Source organism: Aromatoleum sp. (assembly GCF_032027225.1).
Lineage (GTDB): Bacteria > Pseudomonadota > Gammaproteobacteria > Burkholderiales > Rhodocyclaceae > Aromatoleum.
Genome location: NZ_JAVSMM010000002.1, coordinates 50,734 through 67,357, shown reverse-complemented (window position 1 = coordinate 67,357; position 16,624 = coordinate 50,734). Strand labels below are relative to the sequence as shown.

The 16,624-nt window shown below is 67.6% G+C and carries 14 protein-coding genes; 5 read left to right on the top strand and 9 right to left on the bottom strand.

What is annotated here, in order from left to right; genetic code table 11:
• Window positions 1-78: 78 nt before the first annotated feature.
• The 9 genes from ROZ37_RS03565 to ROZ37_RS03525 all read right to left on the bottom strand — a co-directional run bounded on the left by ROZ37_RS03565 (window position 79) and on the right by ROZ37_RS03525 (window position 12,434).
• Window positions 79-1,692, bottom strand: coding sequence for a methylmalonyl-CoA mutase family protein (locus ROZ37_RS03565; protein WP_312657585.1), 1,614 nt, complete (start codon window positions 1,690-1,692; stop codon window positions 79-81).
• A complete protein-coding gene (locus tag ROZ37_RS03560; RefSeq protein WP_312657584.1) occupies window positions 1,689-2,108 on the bottom strand; it encodes a cobalamin B12-binding domain-containing protein in 420 nt (139 codons plus the stop codon). Before ROZ37_RS03560 ends, ROZ37_RS03565 begins: the two co-directional genes overlap by 4 nt.
• Entirely contained in the window at window positions 2,105-3,238 is a 1,134-nt protein-coding gene (locus ROZ37_RS03555) for an acyl-CoA dehydrogenase family protein (protein ID WP_312657582.1), read from the bottom strand. The genes ROZ37_RS03560 and ROZ37_RS03555 overlap by 4 nt, the downstream gene beginning before the upstream one ends.
• Window positions 3,235-4,932 (bottom strand): hydantoinase B/oxoprolinase family protein, encoded by a 1,698-nt coding sequence (locus tag ROZ37_RS03550; RefSeq protein ID WP_312657581.1) that lies wholly within the window; start codon window positions 4,930-4,932, stop codon window positions 3,235-3,237. Before ROZ37_RS03550 ends, ROZ37_RS03555 begins: the two co-directional genes overlap by 4 nt.
• Complete coding sequence (locus ROZ37_RS03545) at window positions 4,929-7,055, bottom strand: hydantoinase/oxoprolinase family protein (protein WP_312657580.1); 2,127 nt, start codon at window positions 7,053-7,055, stop codon at window positions 4,929-4,931. Before ROZ37_RS03545 ends, ROZ37_RS03550 begins: the two co-directional genes overlap by 4 nt.
• Window positions 7,055-8,596, bottom strand: a complete 1,542-nt coding sequence (locus ROZ37_RS03540; protein ID WP_312657579.1) for a long-chain fatty acid--CoA ligase — start codon at window positions 8,594-8,596, stop codon at window positions 7,055-7,057. The genes ROZ37_RS03545 and ROZ37_RS03540 overlap by 1 nt, the downstream gene beginning before the upstream one ends.
• 305 nt (window positions 8,597-8,901) lie before the next feature.
• Window positions 8,902-10,107, bottom strand: a complete 1,206-nt coding sequence (locus ROZ37_RS03535; RefSeq protein ID WP_312657578.1) for a thiolase family protein — start codon at window positions 10,105-10,107, stop codon at window positions 8,902-8,904.
• A 114-nt stretch (window positions 10,108-10,221) separates the two neighbouring features.
• Window positions 10,222-10,911 carry a GntR family transcriptional regulator gene (locus ROZ37_RS03530; protein WP_312657576.1) on the bottom strand — a complete coding sequence of 230 codons (690 nt, stop codon included), beginning with the start codon at window positions 10,909-10,911 and terminating at the stop codon, window positions 10,222-10,224.
• Between the two features lie 257 nt (window positions 10,912-11,168).
• Entirely contained in the window at window positions 11,169-12,434 is a 1,266-nt protein-coding gene (locus ROZ37_RS03525) for a SufS family cysteine desulfurase (RefSeq protein ID WP_409449924.1), read from the bottom strand.
• Between the two features lie 359 nt (window positions 12,435-12,793).
• Between ROZ37_RS03525 and ROZ37_RS03520 the strand changes: the two genes are divergently transcribed.
• The 5 genes from ROZ37_RS03520 to ROZ37_RS03500 all read left to right on the top strand — a co-directional run bounded on the left by ROZ37_RS03520 (window position 12,794) and on the right by ROZ37_RS03500 (window position 16,615).
• Window positions 12,794-14,809, top strand: coding sequence for a 3-hydroxyacyl-CoA dehydrogenase NAD-binding domain-containing protein (locus tag ROZ37_RS03520; RefSeq protein WP_312657574.1), 2,016 nt, complete (start codon window positions 12,794-12,796; stop codon window positions 14,807-14,809).
• A gap of 140 nt (window positions 14,810-14,949) precedes the next feature.
• The gene (locus ROZ37_RS03515; protein ID WP_312657572.1) at window positions 14,950-15,249 is read left to right on the top strand and encodes a hypothetical protein; all 300 of its coding nucleotides are present in this window, start codon (window positions 14,950-14,952) and stop codon (window positions 15,247-15,249) included.
• Window positions 15,246-15,896, top strand: coding sequence for a thioesterase family protein (locus tag ROZ37_RS03510; RefSeq protein ID WP_312657570.1), 651 nt, complete (start codon window positions 15,246-15,248; stop codon window positions 15,894-15,896). Before ROZ37_RS03515 ends, ROZ37_RS03510 begins: the two co-directional genes overlap by 4 nt.
• 15 nt (window positions 15,897-15,911) lie before the next feature.
• Entirely contained in the window at window positions 15,912-16,400 is a 489-nt protein-coding gene (locus ROZ37_RS03505) for a hypothetical protein (protein WP_312657569.1), read from the top strand.
• A complete protein-coding gene (locus ROZ37_RS03500; protein ID WP_312657568.1) occupies window positions 16,397-16,615 on the top strand; it encodes a cysteine protease in 219 nt (72 codons plus the stop codon). Before ROZ37_RS03505 ends, ROZ37_RS03500 begins: the two co-directional genes overlap by 4 nt.
• The last annotated feature ends 9 nt before the right edge of the window (window positions 16,616-16,624 follow it).

Here is a 16,624-nt window from a genome sequence, read left to right as displayed (position 1 = left end):
TCATCAAATCTGTCATCCGAGCGCACTGCGTAGGGCGGATGAGCCGAAGGCGTTATCCGCCGCATGTTTGTACTTCCCTCAGAAGCGAATCGGTTCCTGGTAGCGCCCATAGACGCTCACCAGTTCTTTCGTGATCTCGCCGACGCTCGCGTAGGCCTTCACCGCCTCGACGATCGCCGGCATGACGTTCGCGCCGATGCGGGCGTCGTTGCGCACCGCGGCGAGCGCCTTCTCTACGCGGGTGGCATCGCGCTCGGCGCGGACCTTGTTCAGGCTGCCGATCTGCACGCGCGCGTCGTCCTCGTTGTACGGATGGAACTCGACCGGGTGCTCGTCTTCCTGGTCGTTGCGGTAGCAATTGACGCCGACTTTCGGGAACTTGCCGGACTCGATGTCGCGCTGCATCTGGTACGCCTGCGACGAGACCTTCGCCTGGATCGCGCCTTCGGACACCAGCTTGACGATGCCGCCCTGCGCGTCGGTCTCGGCGATGATCTGCTCCATCTTGTCGCGCATCTGGTTCGTCATCGTCTCGACGTAGTACGAGCCGCCGAGCGGATCGACCGTCTCGGTGAGCCCCATCTCCGCGATGAGGATCTGCATCGTGCGCAGCGAGATGCGCGCCGAATACTCGGTCGGGATCGTGTAGGCCTCGTCGTACGAGCACAGCGCCATCGTCTGCGTGCCCGACAGCGCGCTGATCAGCGCGTAGTAGGCGCCGCGCACGATGTTGAGCTCGGGCTGCTCGAAGGTGAGCCCGCCGCCGCCGCCGGCCGCGATCATGCGCAGCCACATCGAGCCCGGCTTCTCGGCCTTGTACTGTTCCTTCATGATCTTCGCCCACAGGCTGCGGCCTGCGCGGAACTTGCAGACCTGCTCGAAGAGGTTGCCGAAGATGTTGAAGTTGTACGACAGGCGTCCGGCGAACTCGTCGACGTGCAGCCCGCGCGCGATGACTTCGTCGGCGTAGGCACGGGCGATGCAGAACGCGTAGGCCATCTCTTCGGCCGGTGTCGCGCCCGATTCGCGGATGTGGTAGCCGCACACCGACACCGGGCTGTACTTCGGCGCGTGCTCGGCGCAGTACTCGATCGTGTCGCCGACCAGCTTGATCGAGGGCTCCACCGGGAAGATCCACGTGCCGCGGCCGATGAATTCCTTGAGGATGTCGTTCTGCGCGGTGCCGCGCAGCTTCTTGACGTCGTAGCCGCGCTTCTCGGCCATCGCGAGGTACATCGCGATCGCGATCGCCGCGGCGCCGTTGATCGTCATCGACACGGTGATCTTCTCGAGGTCGATGCCGTCGAACGCGATCTCGAAGTCGCGCAAGGTGTCGACCGACATGCCGACGCGGCCGATCTCGCCTTCGGCTTGCGGGTCGTCGGAGTCGAGGCCGATCTGCGTCGGCAGGTCGAACGCGACGTTGAGGCCCGTCTGGCCGTTCGCGATCAGGTACTTGAAGCGCTGGTTCGTGTCCTGCGGATTGCCGAAACCCGCGTACTGGCGCATCGTCCAGGGCTGCTTGCGGTACATCTCGCGGTGGATGCCGCGCGTGAAGGGATATTCGCCGGGCTGGCCGATCATCGCGTCGCCGCCGCTTGCCGCGACGTCGTCCGCGGTGTAGAGCGGCTGGACTTCGAGGCCCGATTCGTTGATGACGCGTTTCAGCGTCGATTGCGCGCGGTCGTTCATGCGACGTTCTCCCGGACGTTGTCGCGGATGTACGCGGAGATCGCGTCGAGCTTCGACCCGGTCGGGAAGATGCCCTTGAAGCCCAGCTCGCGCAGCGCGTCGTGGTCCTGCGCCGGCAGGTTGCCGCCGATCAGCCACAGCTTGTCGTCGAGGCCGCCGGCTTCGAGCAGCGGCTTCAGCTTGCGGCAGAAGGGCAGGTGCGAGCCCGCCATCGAGGACAGCGCGATGACGTCGACGTCCTCGTCGAGCGCGATGCGGCTGACCTGTTCCGGCGTCTGCCGCAGGCCGGTGTAGATCACTTCGAAGCCGGCGTCCATCATCGCGCGCGCGACGACTTTCGCGCCCTGGTCGTGGCCGTCGAGGCCGGGCTTCGCAAGCAGGACGCGGATCCGGCGTTGTTGTGCGTGGTCGTTCATGCGCTCACCTCCTTCGCAATGACGAGTTTCAGGATTTCGCTGGTGCCGCCGCCGATCAGCGTGAAGCGCACGTCGCGCAGGTAGCGCTGCACCGGGTACTCCATCGCGTAGCCGTAGGACGCGAGCACGCGCGCGGCCTGGTCGCAGATCGACGCGGCAGTCTCGGTCGCGAACAGCTTCGCCATCGCGGCCTCCTTGTGGTGGGGGCGCTTCGCGTCGCACAGCCACGCGGCGCGGTGGACGAGGGCGGTCGCGGCCTCCAGCCCGGTCGCCATCTCGGCGAGCTTCAGCTGGATCGCCTGGAAGCGGTTGATCGGCTTGCCGAACTGCTTGCGCTCGCCGGCGTAGCGGACCGCTTCGTCGAGCGCCGCGCGTGCGACGCCGAGCGCCATCGCGCCGGTGATGATGCGGATCTCGGCGAGCGTCTTCTTCAGATGCCCTTCGCCGTCGCCTTCCTCTTTCGACAGGCGATGGCTGTCCGGCACGAAGCAGTCGTTGAAGGCCACTTCCGAGGTCGGCAACGCCCACACGCCCATCTTGTGGATCTCGCGGCCGACGATCAGGCCCTTGAAATCCTTCTCGACGAGGAAGATCGTCAGCTTCTTCTCATCGCCGGCGCGGGCGAACACCGTGAAGAAATCGGCGACGGGGGCGGACGTGATCCAGGTCTTCTGCCCGTTGATCACGTAGCCGCCGTCAACCTTCGTCGCGGTCGTCGCGATCGATTCGAGGTCGGAGCCCGCGTTCGGCTCGGTCATGCAGATCGCGCCGATCCTGTCGCCGCGCAGCGCCGGTTTGAACAGGCGCTCGACGATGTCGGCGTTGCCGAGGAGCTGCAGGAACTTCGTCCCCATCAGCGACTGCATCGCAACCGCGCCCGCAAGCGACATCGAACCGCGCGCGACCTCGGTCAGCGCAAGACAGAACTCGGTCAGCGCGAGTCCGGTGCCGCCGACCGATTCCGGATAGCGCATGCCGAAGAAACCGAGCTCGGCGAGCTCGCGGAACAGCGACCGTGGGAACGCGTGCGCCTCGTCGAGCGCGGCCGCCTGCGGTGCGATGCGCTCGTCGCAGAAGCGCGCGAACGTGTCCTGGATCGCGCGTTGTTCGTCGGTGAGCTCGAAGTTCATCCGGCCACCTTCTCTGGCTCGTAGCCGTACTTCTCGCGCGCCGCCTGCTCCGAGATCACGCCGTTGCGGATCTCCTCAGCGAGCAGCTTGCGGTCGCGCCGCTGCGGATCGCCGTAGCCGCCTCCGCCGCTCGCGACCTGGTGGTAGATCGTGCCTTTGGGAACGCCCGTGATCAGGTCCTTGTTCTTTGGCACGACGGTCTGGCCGTCGGGGTAGTGCAGGCGGATGAAGTTCAGCCCGCCCTCGCCGCCGCCGAAGAGCCCGAACGCCGGCTCGAAGTCGCCGTCGCCGAAGGTCACGAGTTGCGTGTTGTCCGATCCGATCTCGAAGATCGTCTCGACGCCGAGCCCGCCGCGCCATTCGCCGGCGCCCGCCGAGTCGGCCAAGAGCTCGTGGCGGATCAGCCGGTGCGGCGTCTGCTGCTCGAACATCTCGTAGTCCTGGTCGAGCACGCCGCCGGACGCGTCGATCATGCCGATGTGGTCGTAGCCGTCGGTGCCAAGCATCGCGCCGGAGCCGCCTTTCAGCCCCATGAAGCCGATGTCGACGTACTTCTCGTTGGTCTTAGGATCGATGCCGGTCGTGAGGCTCGCGAGCAGGTTGTTCCAGCCGGCGGTGACGCGCTCCGGCATCACCGGCGCGAGCGCCCGCTGGATCGCATCCGCGTTCGGCGGGCACAGGTGGTTGCCGAAAGTCGTCGCCTTCGGATAGGCCGCGTTCAGGATCGTGCCCTCGGGGATCACGATCTCGATCGGCTGCACCATGCCCTCGTTGTGCGGGATGTCGGGGTTCACCATCTGCAGCAGGGTCAGGATCGTCGCCGACGCGCTCGACGTGAAGGTGCCGTTCACGAAGCCGTCCGTCTGCGGATCGGTGCGCGAGTAGTCGAAGCGGATCGAGCGGTCCTGGACCTCGATGTCGACACGGATCGTGAATTCCGAACCGACATGACGTCCGTCGTAGAACACGCGGCCTTCGCCCGAGTAGCGGCCGTTCGGGATCTTCGCGATCTCGGCCTCCATCATCTTGCGCGTCGCGTCGAACAGCGCCTGCTTGTGCGACTCGTAGCTCGCGACGCCGTACTTCGAGATCAGCTCGAGGAAGCGACGCTCGCCGACGGTGCAGGCGCCCATCTCGGCCTTCATGTCGTGCTGCACGATGTCGAGGCGCACATTGGCGAAGATCAGGTTCCACACGTCCTTGCGCAGCTTGCCCTTCTCGACGACCTTCACCGGCGGAATGCGCAGCGCCTCCTGCCAGACCTCGACTGCGTTCGGGTTGTAGCCGCCGGCGACGTTGCCGCCGATGTCGGCCTGGTGGCCCTTGACCGCGGTCCAGGCGACGAGGCGCCCTTCGAAGAACACCGGCTTGAACACCGCGACGTCGTTGTTCTGGTTGCCGAGGCTGAACACGTCGTTGTGGAAGATCACGTCGCCCGGGTGCAGGTCGTCGCCGAAGTAGTCCTTGATGTACTTGCATACCGGCGCGAGCGAGAACGCGAGGATCGGCAGGTTCTCGGTCTGTTCGAGCATGTTGCCGTCGCCGTCGTAGAGGCCCGTGACGTAGTCCTTTGCCTCGCACAGGATCGGCGAGCGCGTCGTCTGCTCCATCGAGATGCTCATCTCGTCGGTGATCGAGCGGAAGGTCCGCGCGTAGACCGACAGCAGGATCGGGTCGATTTTGGCCGTGCTCATGCGAGCGCCTCCTTCTTTTCCTGAATGCATGTCTGGACGAGGTCCTCGCGGCCCTTGCGAAACAGCGTGAACGAGCCGAGCGAGTCGACGACGCAGTCGAACGAAGCCGAGACGAAGATCGCGGTCGTGTCCTGCTCGATCATCGCGGGGCCGTCGATGCGGTTGCCGTGGCGCATCTTGTGACCGTCATAGACGGGGACGTCGCGGAACTTCTTCGTCTCGGGGATATAGACGGCGCGCTGGCCTTTCAACGCGTGCGACGCGTCGTCGCCGGCCCATTCTTCAAAGCGCGCGATCGGCTTGTCGGTGAGGCCGATCGCCTGCACGCGCACGTTGATGACTTCGACTGGCGTGTTCTCGGCTTCGAGCGAGTAGCCGTACAGCCGGTTGTGCTCGGCGTGGAAGGCGGTGGCGATCGCGGCGGCATCCCCGGTCTGGATCAGCCGATGCGGGACGACGAACGATACCTCGTGATACTGCTTCACGTAGCGGCAGTCGAGCTTGACGTCGTAGCGGCGGCGCGCTTCGGGGATGCGCTCCTCGTCGAGCTGGCGCGCGCCGTCGGCCGCCATCGCGTCGATGATCGTGCCGAGCTTCACCCAGTCGAGCCCATCGAGCCGCGACACGAAAGTGCGGACGAAGTCGTGCTTCAGTTCGCTCATCAGCATGCCGAACGCACACAGCACCGAGGATTCGCGCGGCACGATCTGCAGCGGGATTTCAAGCTCCTCGCAGATCAGGCACGAGTGGATCGGGCCGGCGCCGCCCGCCGGGATGAACGGGAATTCGCGCGGGTCGAAGCCGCGCTTGATCGTCACCTCGCGCACGCCCTGCGCCATGTTGTTGCACGCGACGCGGTACATGCCGGCCGCGGCGTCCTCGACGCTGAGGCCCATCGGCTTCGCGATGTGCTCGTCGATTGCCGTGCGCGCGGCTTCGACGTCGAGCTTCATCTTTCCCCCGGCGAAGAAGTCCGGGTCGAGGTAGCCGAGCACGACGTTCGCATCGGTCGTGGCCGGCAGCTTGCCGCCCTTGCCGTAGCAGGCCGGGCCGGGATCGGCGCCCGCGCTCGCCGGGCCCATGCGCAGCAGGCCGCCTTCGTCGAGCCAGCCGATCGAGCCGCCGCCGGCGCCGATCGTGTGGATGTCGAGCATCGGCAGCGCGATCTTGTGGCGCGCGATCTCGCCGTCGTTCTTGATCATCGGCGCATCGACCGCGACCGACGCCTCGAAGCTCGTGCCGCCCATGTCGGTGATGATGCATTTGTTCTGGCCGTGGACCCGCACGTAGTGCAGCCCCGCGCCGGGTCCGCCGGCGGGGCCCGACAGCAGCGTCAGCGCCGCCTTCTCGCGTGCGAGCTGCGGCGAGATTACGCCGCCGTTCGACTGCATGATCAGCAGCAGGCCGTCGAAGCCGATGCCCTTGAGCCGCCCGACGAGCTGGTCGAGGTAGTGGTTCAGCTTCGGCCCGACGTAGGAGTTCAGCGCCGTCGTGCTGACGCGCTCGTAGAAGCGGATCGACGGCAGGAGATCCGTCGACACCGACAGGTAGGCGCCGGGCAACTCGCGGCGAACCAACTCGGCCGCGGCCTCTTCGTGCGCCGGGTTCGCGAACGAGTTCATGAAGCAAATCGACACCGCCTGCACGCCTTCCTCGCGGAAGAGCTCGATCGCGCCGCGCACCGCTTCGAGGTCGAGCGCCGCGGATTCAATGCCGTCGCGGTCGATCCGTCCCGGGATGCCCGCGCGCAGATAACGCGGCACGAGCGGCTTCACGTTCGTGTAGCGGTTGTTGTACTGCTCTTCGCGGATGCCGCGGCGCATCTCGAGCGCGTCGCGCACGCCTTCGGTCGTCAGCAGCGCGCTCTTCGCGCCGGTGCCGGTCAGCGTCGCGTTCGTCGTCACCGTCGTGCCATGCACGATCGTGTCGATCGTCGGCGCGAAGGCTTCGAGCGTCATCGGCGGGTTCATGCTCGCGGCGATGTCACGCAGGCCATTCACGACCGCGATCGACGGGTCGGACGGTGTCGACAGCGACTTGAAGATCGCCGGCTCGGCGCCGTCGCGTGTGACGACGAAGTCGGTGAAGGTGCCGCCGACGTCGATTCCGATTTTCAATGTCATCAGATGGGCTCCATGAACGTTTTGCGCGCGACCAGCCGGCGCACGTCATCCTTCCTGACCTTGCCCAGAGCGGTGCGCGGGAGTTCGTCGACGAACACCACTTCCTTCGGCAGCTTGTAGCGGGCGATGCGGCCTTCGAGCAGGCGCAGCACGCCGTCCGCATCGAGCGTCGCGCCTTCGTGGGTGACGATGACCGCGACGACGCATTCGCCCCAGCGCTCGTCGGGGCGGCCGACCACCGCGACTTCGGCGATGTCGGGCGACTCGGCGAGCAGGTTCTCGATCTCGGCCGGGTAAATGTTCTCGCCGCCGGAAATGATCATTTCCTTCTTGCGGCCGTCGACCCACAGCCAGCCGTCGGCGTCGAAGTGGCCCATGTCACCGGTGTGGAACCAGCCGTCCTGCAGCGCGGCCGCGGTCGCGTCCGCGTTGTTCCAGTAGCCGCACATGACGTTCGGGCCGCGCACGAGGATCTCGCCGCTGACGCCCGGCTTCGCGTCGCCGCTGCTACCGCCGCCCTCGGCCGCGACGCGCACGCTGCAGTGACGCGCCGCGTGGCCGGCCGAACCCGCGTGCGTGCGCGCGTCGGCCGCTTTCACGTACGCGGCGATCGGGCCGGTCTCGGTCGAGCCGTAGATCTGCACCAGTGGAATGTCGCGCTCGTGGATCGCGCGGATCAGCCGCTGCGGAACGATCGTCGAGCCGGTCGTGATCATCCGCAGGCTGGCCAGGTCCGTCGTCGCCCAGCGCGGATGCGCCATCAGCATCTCGATCTGCGCCGGCACGAGCACGGTCAGCGTGATGCGCTCGCGCTCGATCGCGTCGAAGGTCGCCTCGACGTCGAACTTCGGGTGCAGCACGACCGTGCCGCCGGTGTAAAGCGCGGGCGTCGTCTGATTGTTGAGGCCGCCGACATGGAACAGCGGCAAGGTCGTCAGGATGCGGTCGTCCGCGCTCAGCGCGTGCAGATCGACGCTGTTCGCGGCGTTCCACGCAAGCGCGTCCTGCGTCAGCATCGCGCCCTTCGGCTTGCCGGTCGTGCCCGACGTGTAGCAGACGAGGAGGGGCGTGTCGGGGCCGACGCGCGGGTCGCGCGACAACGGCCCGCCGCCGCGGGCGACGAGCGCGTCCCAGTCGATCCAGCCGGGCGGCGGCGAGTCGAGCGCGACCAGCGTCACGCCGTCGAGCGCGCCGCGGAACGCGTCGATCTGCGCGACGAAGCGCGGTTCGACGATCAGCACCTTCGGCGGACAATCGGCGAGCAGCTGCTGGTGCTCGGGGCCGGCGAGCCGCCAGTTCAGCGGCATGAAGAGCGCGCCGAGCCGCGCACAGGCGAACAGCGTCGCGAGCGTTTCCGGGCGGTTGTAGCCGAGAAACGCGACGCAGTCGCCATGCGTGACGCCGGACGCGGCGAGCGCCGACGCGAGCCGCTCGATGTCGGCGGCGAACGTGGCGTACGTGATGTCACGCCCCGGGAAGCGGATCGCCGTCTTGTCGGGCGCGAGCCCGGCCCGGCGGACGATCCATTCGGACAAGTCCATCCCCACTCCTCCTCCAAGTTCGGTCATGGGCGCTTTGCGCGCCTCTTGTGACTCGTTTCGAATCGGCTGGGGGATGCTGCTGCGGGCGCTTTTCGCGCCTCTCTTGTCTCCCCGGTGGGGAGCGACGAACTATCAATGCACTACAACCGTTCGCCCAGGTCTTCGGCGCGCTCGCGAGCGGCCGGTCGGAGGGCGCGCAGGGTTTCCACGCGCTCGGCGGGACGGTGTTCGATTGCCGGGTTCATAACGGCCCACCCGGTACAAGCGTTCGTCTTCAGCCTGTCGAAGGCCCCTGCGTCTTTGTCTTATCGGTCGGCGACCTCGATGACGACGGCCATCGCGGTGTCGCCCGCCGCGCAGCCGGTGAAGAGGCCGAAGCCGCCGCCGCGCAGTGCGAGCTCCTCGATCAGTTCGATAATCGAGCGCGTACCCATCGGCGCCTGCGGATGACCCCAGACGAGCGAGCAGCCGTAGTTGTTCATCGCCGCGAGGTCCGCACCGGTTTCGCGCGCGAACACGATGTCGTTCACGGCGAACGGGTTGTGCGTCTTGATCGCCGCTATGTCGCGGATCGAGCGCCCGGCCTGTTCCAGCGCCCGCGTGGCCGACGGGATCATCGCTTCGGGCATGTAGGCGAGCTCGGCGCGCGCGAGGCCGAAGCCGTGCAGCCGCACCGCGATCGACGGGTTCGCCGACAGCTCGCGTGCGCGCTCGGGCGTCGTCACGAGAATCGCCGCGTTGCCGTCGGCGGGATGCGTCTGGCCGCCGAACGAGACCGTGCCGCCGTCCATGACCGGTTTTAGCTTCGCGAGGCCTTCCGCCGTCGAACTCGACACGCCTTCGTCGCCGGCTAGCGTCGCGGCCGTCTTGCGGAAATCCGCGCTCGGCACGTCGAACGGCAGCGTCATGAAGCGGCGCAGGAAGGCCGAGTCGTCACGCAGCGCGTCGGCGTACTGCGCTTCGCGGCGCAGCACGAGCTCGTGCTGCTGCCGGGTCGACACGTCGTGCTTCGTCGCCACGTTCTCCGCGGTCTGAAGCATCGAATGGCCGCCGAGCGGGTCGCAGCCGAAGTTCTCCATGACCCAATCTTCGGCGACGCCGGTGCCGCCAGGGCCGCGCGGGTTCGGGTAATAGAGGTGCGGGCCGTTCGACGTGCGGTCGCAATTGATCGCGAGCGCGACTTCCGCCATGCCGCACTCGATCTCCTGCGTCGCCGCGAGCAGCGTGCGCACGCCGGTGGCGCACGCCTGCATCATCGTCGGACCGCCGGCGCGCGTCGCGCCGATCATGCCGGTCAGCCACGGCAGCCCGTAGAACGCGTGCTTCTGCGGCACCGAGAAGCCGAGCACGCCATAGTCGATCGCAGCGGCGTCGATCCGCCGTTTCGCGAGCTCGCTCTTCGCGACATGCGCGGCGAAGCGGATGCTGTGGAGGTTCGCGAAGCTGCCCTGCCAGCGCGCGAACGGCGTGCTCCAGTACGCGCCGTACGGAATCTCGGCCCGGTAGCTCATGCTTGCGCGCGCCTCCGGGCGCGGGTGTGCTTGCTGCTGCGCATCGTCTGTCTCCTCCTATGCGTTCTGTGTCCCCGGGCGCCGTTCGTGCGGCAGACCTCTGGGGCTTTCCCGTTACTGCTGCAGCGGGTCTTCCTCCGCGAGGCCGACCGCGGCGATGAATGCCCGCTTGGCTTCGCCGAGATGTTCGAGCATCGCCGCCGCCGCCGTGTCACCGTCACCCGCGGCGAGCGCCGTGGTAATGCGGTTCAACCCGCGCAGCACGATGGTGCGTGTTTCCGAATCGTCGAGCGTGAGCGTGCGGATGCGCTGCATGTGGTCGGCGTACTGCTCGACGATGCGCACGAGGCGCGGATTCGGCACCAGCGCGAGCCACGCGTCGCGGAACCTGATCGTCGCGTCGCGGAACCCGACCGCATCCTCGGCCTTGTGCGCCCGTGCGGCTGCGGCGAGCGCATCCTCGATCGAGCGGCGCAGTTCGCGCGAATGGGTGAGGCCGGCGATGCTCTTGATCGCCGCGGGCTCGATCAGGAATCGGATTTCGTAGATGTCATTGACGTCGTCGAGCGTCAGCGCCGGGACGATGAAGCTGCGACCGTCGGAGACGAGCAGCCCTTCGCTCGCGAGCCGCCGCAGCGCTTCGCGCACCGGCGTGCGGGACACGCCGAGCTGCTCGGCGAGTTGCACTTCCTGCAGCGGCTGCCCGGCGACGATCTGGCCGTTGCGCAAATGCGAGCGCAGCGTGTGATAGACCTGCTCGCCGAGGGCGAGGGGGCGTTCGACGGGTTTGAGCGACGGGACCATTGGTAGGGCTCTTGTTCGATGACGGCGATGACTTGGTGGATACTGTATACAGTATTTTTTTCGATGTAAAGAACGTTTTACGCCTCCACCGTCGGCGGACGGAAGCTGCGCGGCGCGGCGCTTCGCCGCGATACAGGACTGCTTGTCGAACCCCGGGCTGCGCTCTTCGATCGGTTCGGGCGGCAAGGCCGTATTCGATTGTCGGCCGCTCCGGAACGAAGGTCGAAATGCCGACAAATAGCCGGCCTTTCCTTGGCTCAACCGCCGAGAACCCTGCGTACTTCGTGGATGCCCGCGACCAGCGCGTCGACGTCCGCGGTCGTGTTGTACAGCGAGAACGACGCGCGCGCCGTGCCATCGATACCGTACCGCTGCATCAGCGGCATCGCGCAGTGGTGCCCCGCGCGGATCGCGACGCCGCGATCGTCGAGGATCGTGCCGATGTCGTGCGGATGGATGCCGTCGAGCGTGAAGGAGAGGATGCCGGCCTTCTTCCGCGCGGTGCCGACGATGCGCAGCCCCGGAATCTCGGCGACGCGCGCCGTCGCGTCCGCGAGCAGGTCGCCGACGTGCGCGGCGATCGCGTCGACGCCGATCGCCGACACGTAGCCGAGGGCTGCGCCGAGGCCGACGGCGCCGGCGATGTGCGGTGTGCCCGCCTCGAACTTGTACGGGAGGTCGTTGTACTCGGCGGTTTCGAAGGTCACCGAACGGATCATGTCGCCGCCGCCCTGGTAGGGCGGCATCCGTTCGAGGTGCGCTTCCTTGCCGTACAGCACGCCGATCCCGGTCGGCGCGAACAGCTTGTGGCCGGAGAACGCGTAGAAGTCGCAGTCGAGGTTGGCAACGTCGATCCTCCGGTGCGAGATCGCCTGCGCGCCGTCGAGCAGCACCGGGATGTTCCGGTCGTGCGCGAGCGTCACGACCTGCCGGACCGGGACGACGCTGCCGATCGCGTTCGACACGTGCGTGACCGCGACGAGCCGGGTGCGCGGCGTGAGCAGCTTCGCGTACGCATCGAGATCGAATTCGCCCGCGTCGTCGACCGGCACGACGCGCAGCACCGCACCGGTCTGACGGCAGGCCAACTGCCACGGCACGATGTTCGAGTGGTGCTCCATCGCGCTGATGAGGATCTCGTCGCCCGGTGCGAACTGCGGCCGCGCGAAACATTGCGCGACGAGGTTGATCGCTTCGGTCGTGCCGCGGACGAACACGATTTCGTTCGTCGATGCGGCGTTGATGAAGCGCGCGACCTTTGCGCGCGCCGCTTCGTAGGCGTCCGTCGCCTGCTGGCTCAGCGCATGCACGCCGCGATGGATGTTCGCGTTCGTCGTCGCGTAGTAGTCCGCTTCGGCGTCGATCACTGCCTGCGGCTTCTGCGTCGTCGCGGCGTTGTCGAGATAGATCAGCGGCCGGCCATGCACACGCCGCTGCAGGATCGGGAAATCCGCGCGGATCGCCGCGACGTCGTAGGGCGTGGCGGCGGCGGGCATGCAAGAGCGATCGGAGTCGCGATCCATCGGCCTTCCTTCGGTGAGTTTCGAAGCTTACGCATTCTTACCACGGCCGCGCGGCGCCCGACATCCTTTACCTGTTCCGACGTCAGCCGTGCCCGGCGGCTTATCTCGCGCGGCGCCCCAAAGCGCTTGCCCGGCTGCACGAAACGGTGTCCGACGTTCACGGCTCGAGGAAGTTTGAGCCCCGGCCTTCATTCGGCTCACGCCGACCTTCCGCCGATCCTCTCCGGGAGGCCACGGGTAGCCGAGCAACTTCGGCTTGCGTTGCGAGGCGTGCGTACGAAATACTGTATACAAAGAGCGGGGAGGGCGCTATCGCGCAGATCCCGCCAGCCGTCTTCATTCACCAAAGGAAACCCGCCATGGCCACTTCGTTCGCCAATCCCTTGCTCGCCGCTCCAATCCGCTCGATGCCGCGCTCGGTTGCGATCATCGGCGCCGGAACCATCGGCCCCGACATCGGCTATTACCTGAAGAGCGCGCTGCCGGATCTGAAGCTTTACCTCGTCGATATCTCGCAGCCGGCGCTCGATCGCGCGCTGCGGCGCTTCGGCGACTACACGGCGAAGGCTGTTGCGAAGGGGAAGATGAGCGAGGCCGAGGCAGCCGCGGTGACCGGCAACGTCGTTGGCACCGTGGATTACGCGGACATCGCGGGCGTCGACTGGGTGCTCGAAGCGGCGACCGAGGATCTCGCGCTGAAGCGGCGCATCTTCGCCGCCGTCGAGGCTGTCGTGCGCCCCGACGCGCTAATCACGTCGAACACGAGCTCGCTGCCAGCCGCGCAGATCTACGCCGAACTGCGCCACCCCGAGCGCGCGACCGTCACGCACTTCTTCGCGCCGGCGTGGCGCAACCCGGTCGTCGAGGTCGTCCGCTGGGAGAAGGGCGATCCGGCGCTCGTCGAATATCTGCGCTGGGTGTTCTGCAGCACCGGCAAGGTGCCGCTCGTCACCGACGACGTCGCGTGTTTCATGCTCGACCGGATCTTCGACAACTGGTGCAACGAGTCGGCGCTGCTGCTCGATCGCGCCACCGCGGCCGAGATCGACAGCGTCGCGGGCGAGTTCGTCCACGCCGGCCCGTTCTTCGTGCTGAACCTCGCGAACGGCAACCCGATCATCACCGAGACCAACACCCTGCAAGCCGACGTCGAAGGCGAGCATTACCGGCCGGCGCCGGTGTTCTGTTCGGTCGAGCGCTGGCTGACGGTCGCACCGGGGAAGTCCGTCGACGTCGCCGCGGACACCGCGCGGGCGGTGCGCGAGCGTTTGCTGGGCGTGCTGTTCTCCCAGAGCGTCGACATCCTCGATCGCGAGATCGGCGAGCCCGCGGATCTCGACTTCGGCTGCCGGCAGGCGCTCGGTTTCCGCAAGGGGCCGCTCGACCTGATGCGCGATCTCGGCGACGAACTCTCGGCCCGCGTGCTCGACCGCTTCGGCACCGAGCGGCGCGGAATGCCGATGCCCGGCCGGCCGCTCGCGGCGTACCAGCGCTTCCTGCGCCACGTGCTCGTCGACGACCTCGATGGCGTCAAGCTGATCACGCTGCGCCGGCCGGAGGCGATGAACGCGCTGCACGACGAGATGACCGACGAGATCCTGTCGGTGATCCGCGAGTTCGAGAACGACCCGCAGGTCACCGGCTTCGTGATCGTCGGCTATGGCAAGCGCGCGTTCTGCGCCGGCGCCGATATTGGCCGCTTCCCGCGCATGCTCGGCGACGCGCCGGCCGCCGCGCAGTACGCGCGCGACTGCTCGCGGCTGCTCGCGCATCTCGACCGCATGAAGAAGCCGGTCGTCGCGGCGCTCAACGGCATGGTGCTCGGCGGCGGCTTCGAGCTCGCGATCCGCTGTCACGGCATCGTCGCGCTGCGCCACGCGTGGATGCAGTTGCCCGAAATCACGCTCGGCATCGTCCCGGGCATCGGCGCGATGGTCGTCCCCTACCGGCGCTGGCCCCAGGCGGCGGGCCGGTTCAACGGGATGCTGCGGCGGGCCGAGCGGCTCGACGCGGCAGCGGCCCGCGAACTGGGCGTCGTCGATGCGCTCGCGGAGGATTACCCGGGTCTCGTGCAGGCGGCGATCGTCCGGGTTCGGGCGCTTGCCGGCAAGGTCGTCGGGATTCGCGAGGACGCGATCGACATCGGCCCGCTCGAAGCCGTCGCGCCCAAGGCGGCGAACGGCCAGGTCCTCAGCGCGGAAGTCATCGGCCTGATGGAGTCGGCGATCCGCGAAGCGGCCGCGGCGCCGACGCTCGCCGCGGCGCTCGAAGTCGGCTACCGGGCGTTCGGCGAAAGCGCGTGCACCGCGGCGGCGTGCGAGGGGATCACCGCGTTCCAGGAAAAGCGCGCACCCGACTTCACGCGGACGGCGTGAGCGGCGCCGTGCGGACGGGGCGCGGGCGGCGGCTCGCGACCGTCCCCTCCCGGGTGGGGGGGGTGATGACGAAGCGCGGTGGCTATAGTCGCCCCATGGACTACCGCTTCGCTCACCCCACTCGCGCAAGGAGACGGACCATGACAGCTCTCGGCAATGTGCTCGCGCTCATCCGCCAACTCGACGAGGCGGCCGGCGCGCCGCTCGACGGGTCGGGCTCCGCTTCGATGCAGTTCCGCGATTTTCCCGCCCCGAACGAACTCGCGTCGTCGCTCGGCGATGTCCTCGCATTCCGCCGCGCCGCCGAGACGGACGGCGACCCGTGCTGGCCGGACGAGGCGTCCGCCGTGTCGCGTCAGCGCGAAAGCCGGCCGGAACTCGAGGCCTTCCGCCGCATTCGCGCTGCTTTCAACTGCAACGCCGCGGAGGTGCGCGTATGACGGCGCCCTCGATCGCTGCGGCGCCCTCGATCTGGAGGTCGCTGCTGAACTTCCTCCTTCCGTTCCGGGAGCTGCCCGCTCGCGCCGCCGAGCGGCCCGTCGCCGCACGTCGTTCATCGGCGCAGCCCGTGGCCGGCGCGTTCGAGCGCGAGGTCGCGATCCGCTTCGCGCACTGCGATCCGGCGGCCATCGTCTTCTATCCGCAGTACTTCGTGATCATGAACGGGCTGATGGAGGACTGGTTCTCGGAAGGGCTCGGCGTCGATTTCGCGGACATGGTGTCGCGGCGTCGGATCGGCATCCCGACGGTCGCGATCGAATGCGCCTTTTCGAAGCCGAGCCGGCTCGGTGACGTCGTGACCTTCGGCGTGTCGGTCACCCGCGTCGGCGAGCGCTCGATCGGCATCGAAGTGCAGGCCGTCGTCGACGGCGAGCTGCGGCTGCGGGCGAAGCAGACGATCGTGATGATGAGCCTCGACACGATGAAGTCGATCCCGATACCGCCGGACGTCCGCGCAAATCTGTCGCGCTTCCGCTCGCGGGCGGCTTCGCCGGAAGTCGGGACGCAGGACGGAGCGAGCGGCGGGGCGGCGTGCGCGTCCGAGCCGGCCGCAGGCAGCGCGCGGCGCGAACACCTAACAAGCTGACCGGAGGAGATGAATATGCAGGTCGAACTGGACGAAATGCCCGTCGCCGAGGCGCCAGGTTTCGGCGAACGCGCCGCGTGGCAGGCGATGCTCGATCGTCACGCCGAGCTCTTCACCGACATGACGCCGGGCTCGTCGGTGGGCTTCGTGCCGCGCACCGGCTCCGGCATCCAGCCGGGCAAACACGTCGCCGGCCTGGTCGGTGACGGCGCGGACATCGAGATGATGAAATGGACCGTCGGCGACGGCGTCATGCGCTGCGGCGTGCAGCCCTATCCCGGCTTCCAGGACGCGAAGGTCGACCTGCTGTTCGTCGCCGACGACGTCGCGCTGCTGACGATGCGCGCGGCGCTCGATGGCGACACCTTGTCCTCGATCAAGCGGCTGATCCGTCAGGGGAGCATCATGTTTTTCGTTTTGCGGACCAAGTTCGAATTGCAGGACGCGGGCTACGAGGAGTTCCTCGACACCCTCGGCCTCGCCTTTCTCGGAGCCTGCCGATGATCTTCCATAACCCCAAGGGCGCACCGGAGCTCGCGTGCGAGCAATGCGGCTGCCGCTGGTTCGACCGCATGACCGACACGTGCTACGAATGCGGCACCGCGGTGTCGCCGGAAGCCATCGCGGAGTTCGATGCCGCCGTACGCGCCTTTGCCGCGCGTGCCGAGGCGGGCGGGCCGAAGGAAGGCACGCCTGCGCCGGAGGGTCCGACCGCCTGAACTCCGGAG

Coding starts and splice junctions, on each gene's coding strand:
- ROZ37_RS03505 (WP_312657569.1), top strand. CDS start 15,912: ATGCAGGTCGAACTGGACGAAATGCCCGTCGCCGAGGCGCCAGGTTTC.
- ROZ37_RS03545 (WP_312657580.1), bottom strand. CDS start 7,055: ATGACATTGAAAATCGGAATCGACGTCGGCGGCACCTTCACCGACTTC.
- ROZ37_RS03525 (WP_409449924.1), bottom strand. CDS start 12,434: ATGGATCGCGACTCCGATCGCTCTTGCATGCCCGCCGCCGCCACGCCC.
- ROZ37_RS03540 (WP_312657579.1), bottom strand. CDS start 8,596: ATGGACTTGTCCGAATGGATCGTCCGCCGGGCCGGGCTCGCGCCCGAC.
- ROZ37_RS03550 (WP_312657581.1), bottom strand. CDS start 4,932: ATGAGCACGGCCAAAATCGACCCGATCCTGCTGTCGGTCTACGCGCGG.
- ROZ37_RS03510 (WP_312657570.1), top strand. CDS start 15,246: ATGACGGCGCCCTCGATCGCTGCGGCGCCCTCGATCTGGAGGTCGCTG.
- ROZ37_RS03500 (WP_312657568.1), top strand. CDS start 16,397: ATGATCTTCCATAACCCCAAGGGCGCACCGGAGCTCGCGTGCGAGCAA.
- ROZ37_RS03565 (WP_312657585.1), bottom strand. CDS start 1,692: ATGAACGACCGCGCGCAATCGACGCTGAAACGCGTCATCAACGAATCG.
- ROZ37_RS03535 (WP_312657578.1), bottom strand. CDS start 10,107: ATGAGCTACCGGGCCGAGATTCCGTACGGCGCGTACTGGAGCACGCCG.
- ROZ37_RS03520 (WP_312657574.1), top strand. CDS start 12,794: ATGGCCACTTCGTTCGCCAATCCCTTGCTCGCCGCTCCAATCCGCTCG.
- ROZ37_RS03515 (WP_312657572.1), top strand. CDS start 14,950: ATGACAGCTCTCGGCAATGTGCTCGCGCTCATCCGCCAACTCGACGAG.
- ROZ37_RS03530 (WP_312657576.1), bottom strand. CDS start 10,911: ATGGTCCCGTCGCTCAAACCCGTCGAACGCCCCCTCGCCCTCGGCGAG.
- ROZ37_RS03560 (WP_312657584.1), bottom strand. CDS start 2,108: ATGAACGACCACGCACAACAACGCCGGATCCGCGTCCTGCTTGCGAAG.
- ROZ37_RS03555 (WP_312657582.1), bottom strand. CDS start 3,238: ATGAACTTCGAGCTCACCGACGAACAACGCGCGATCCAGGACACGTTC.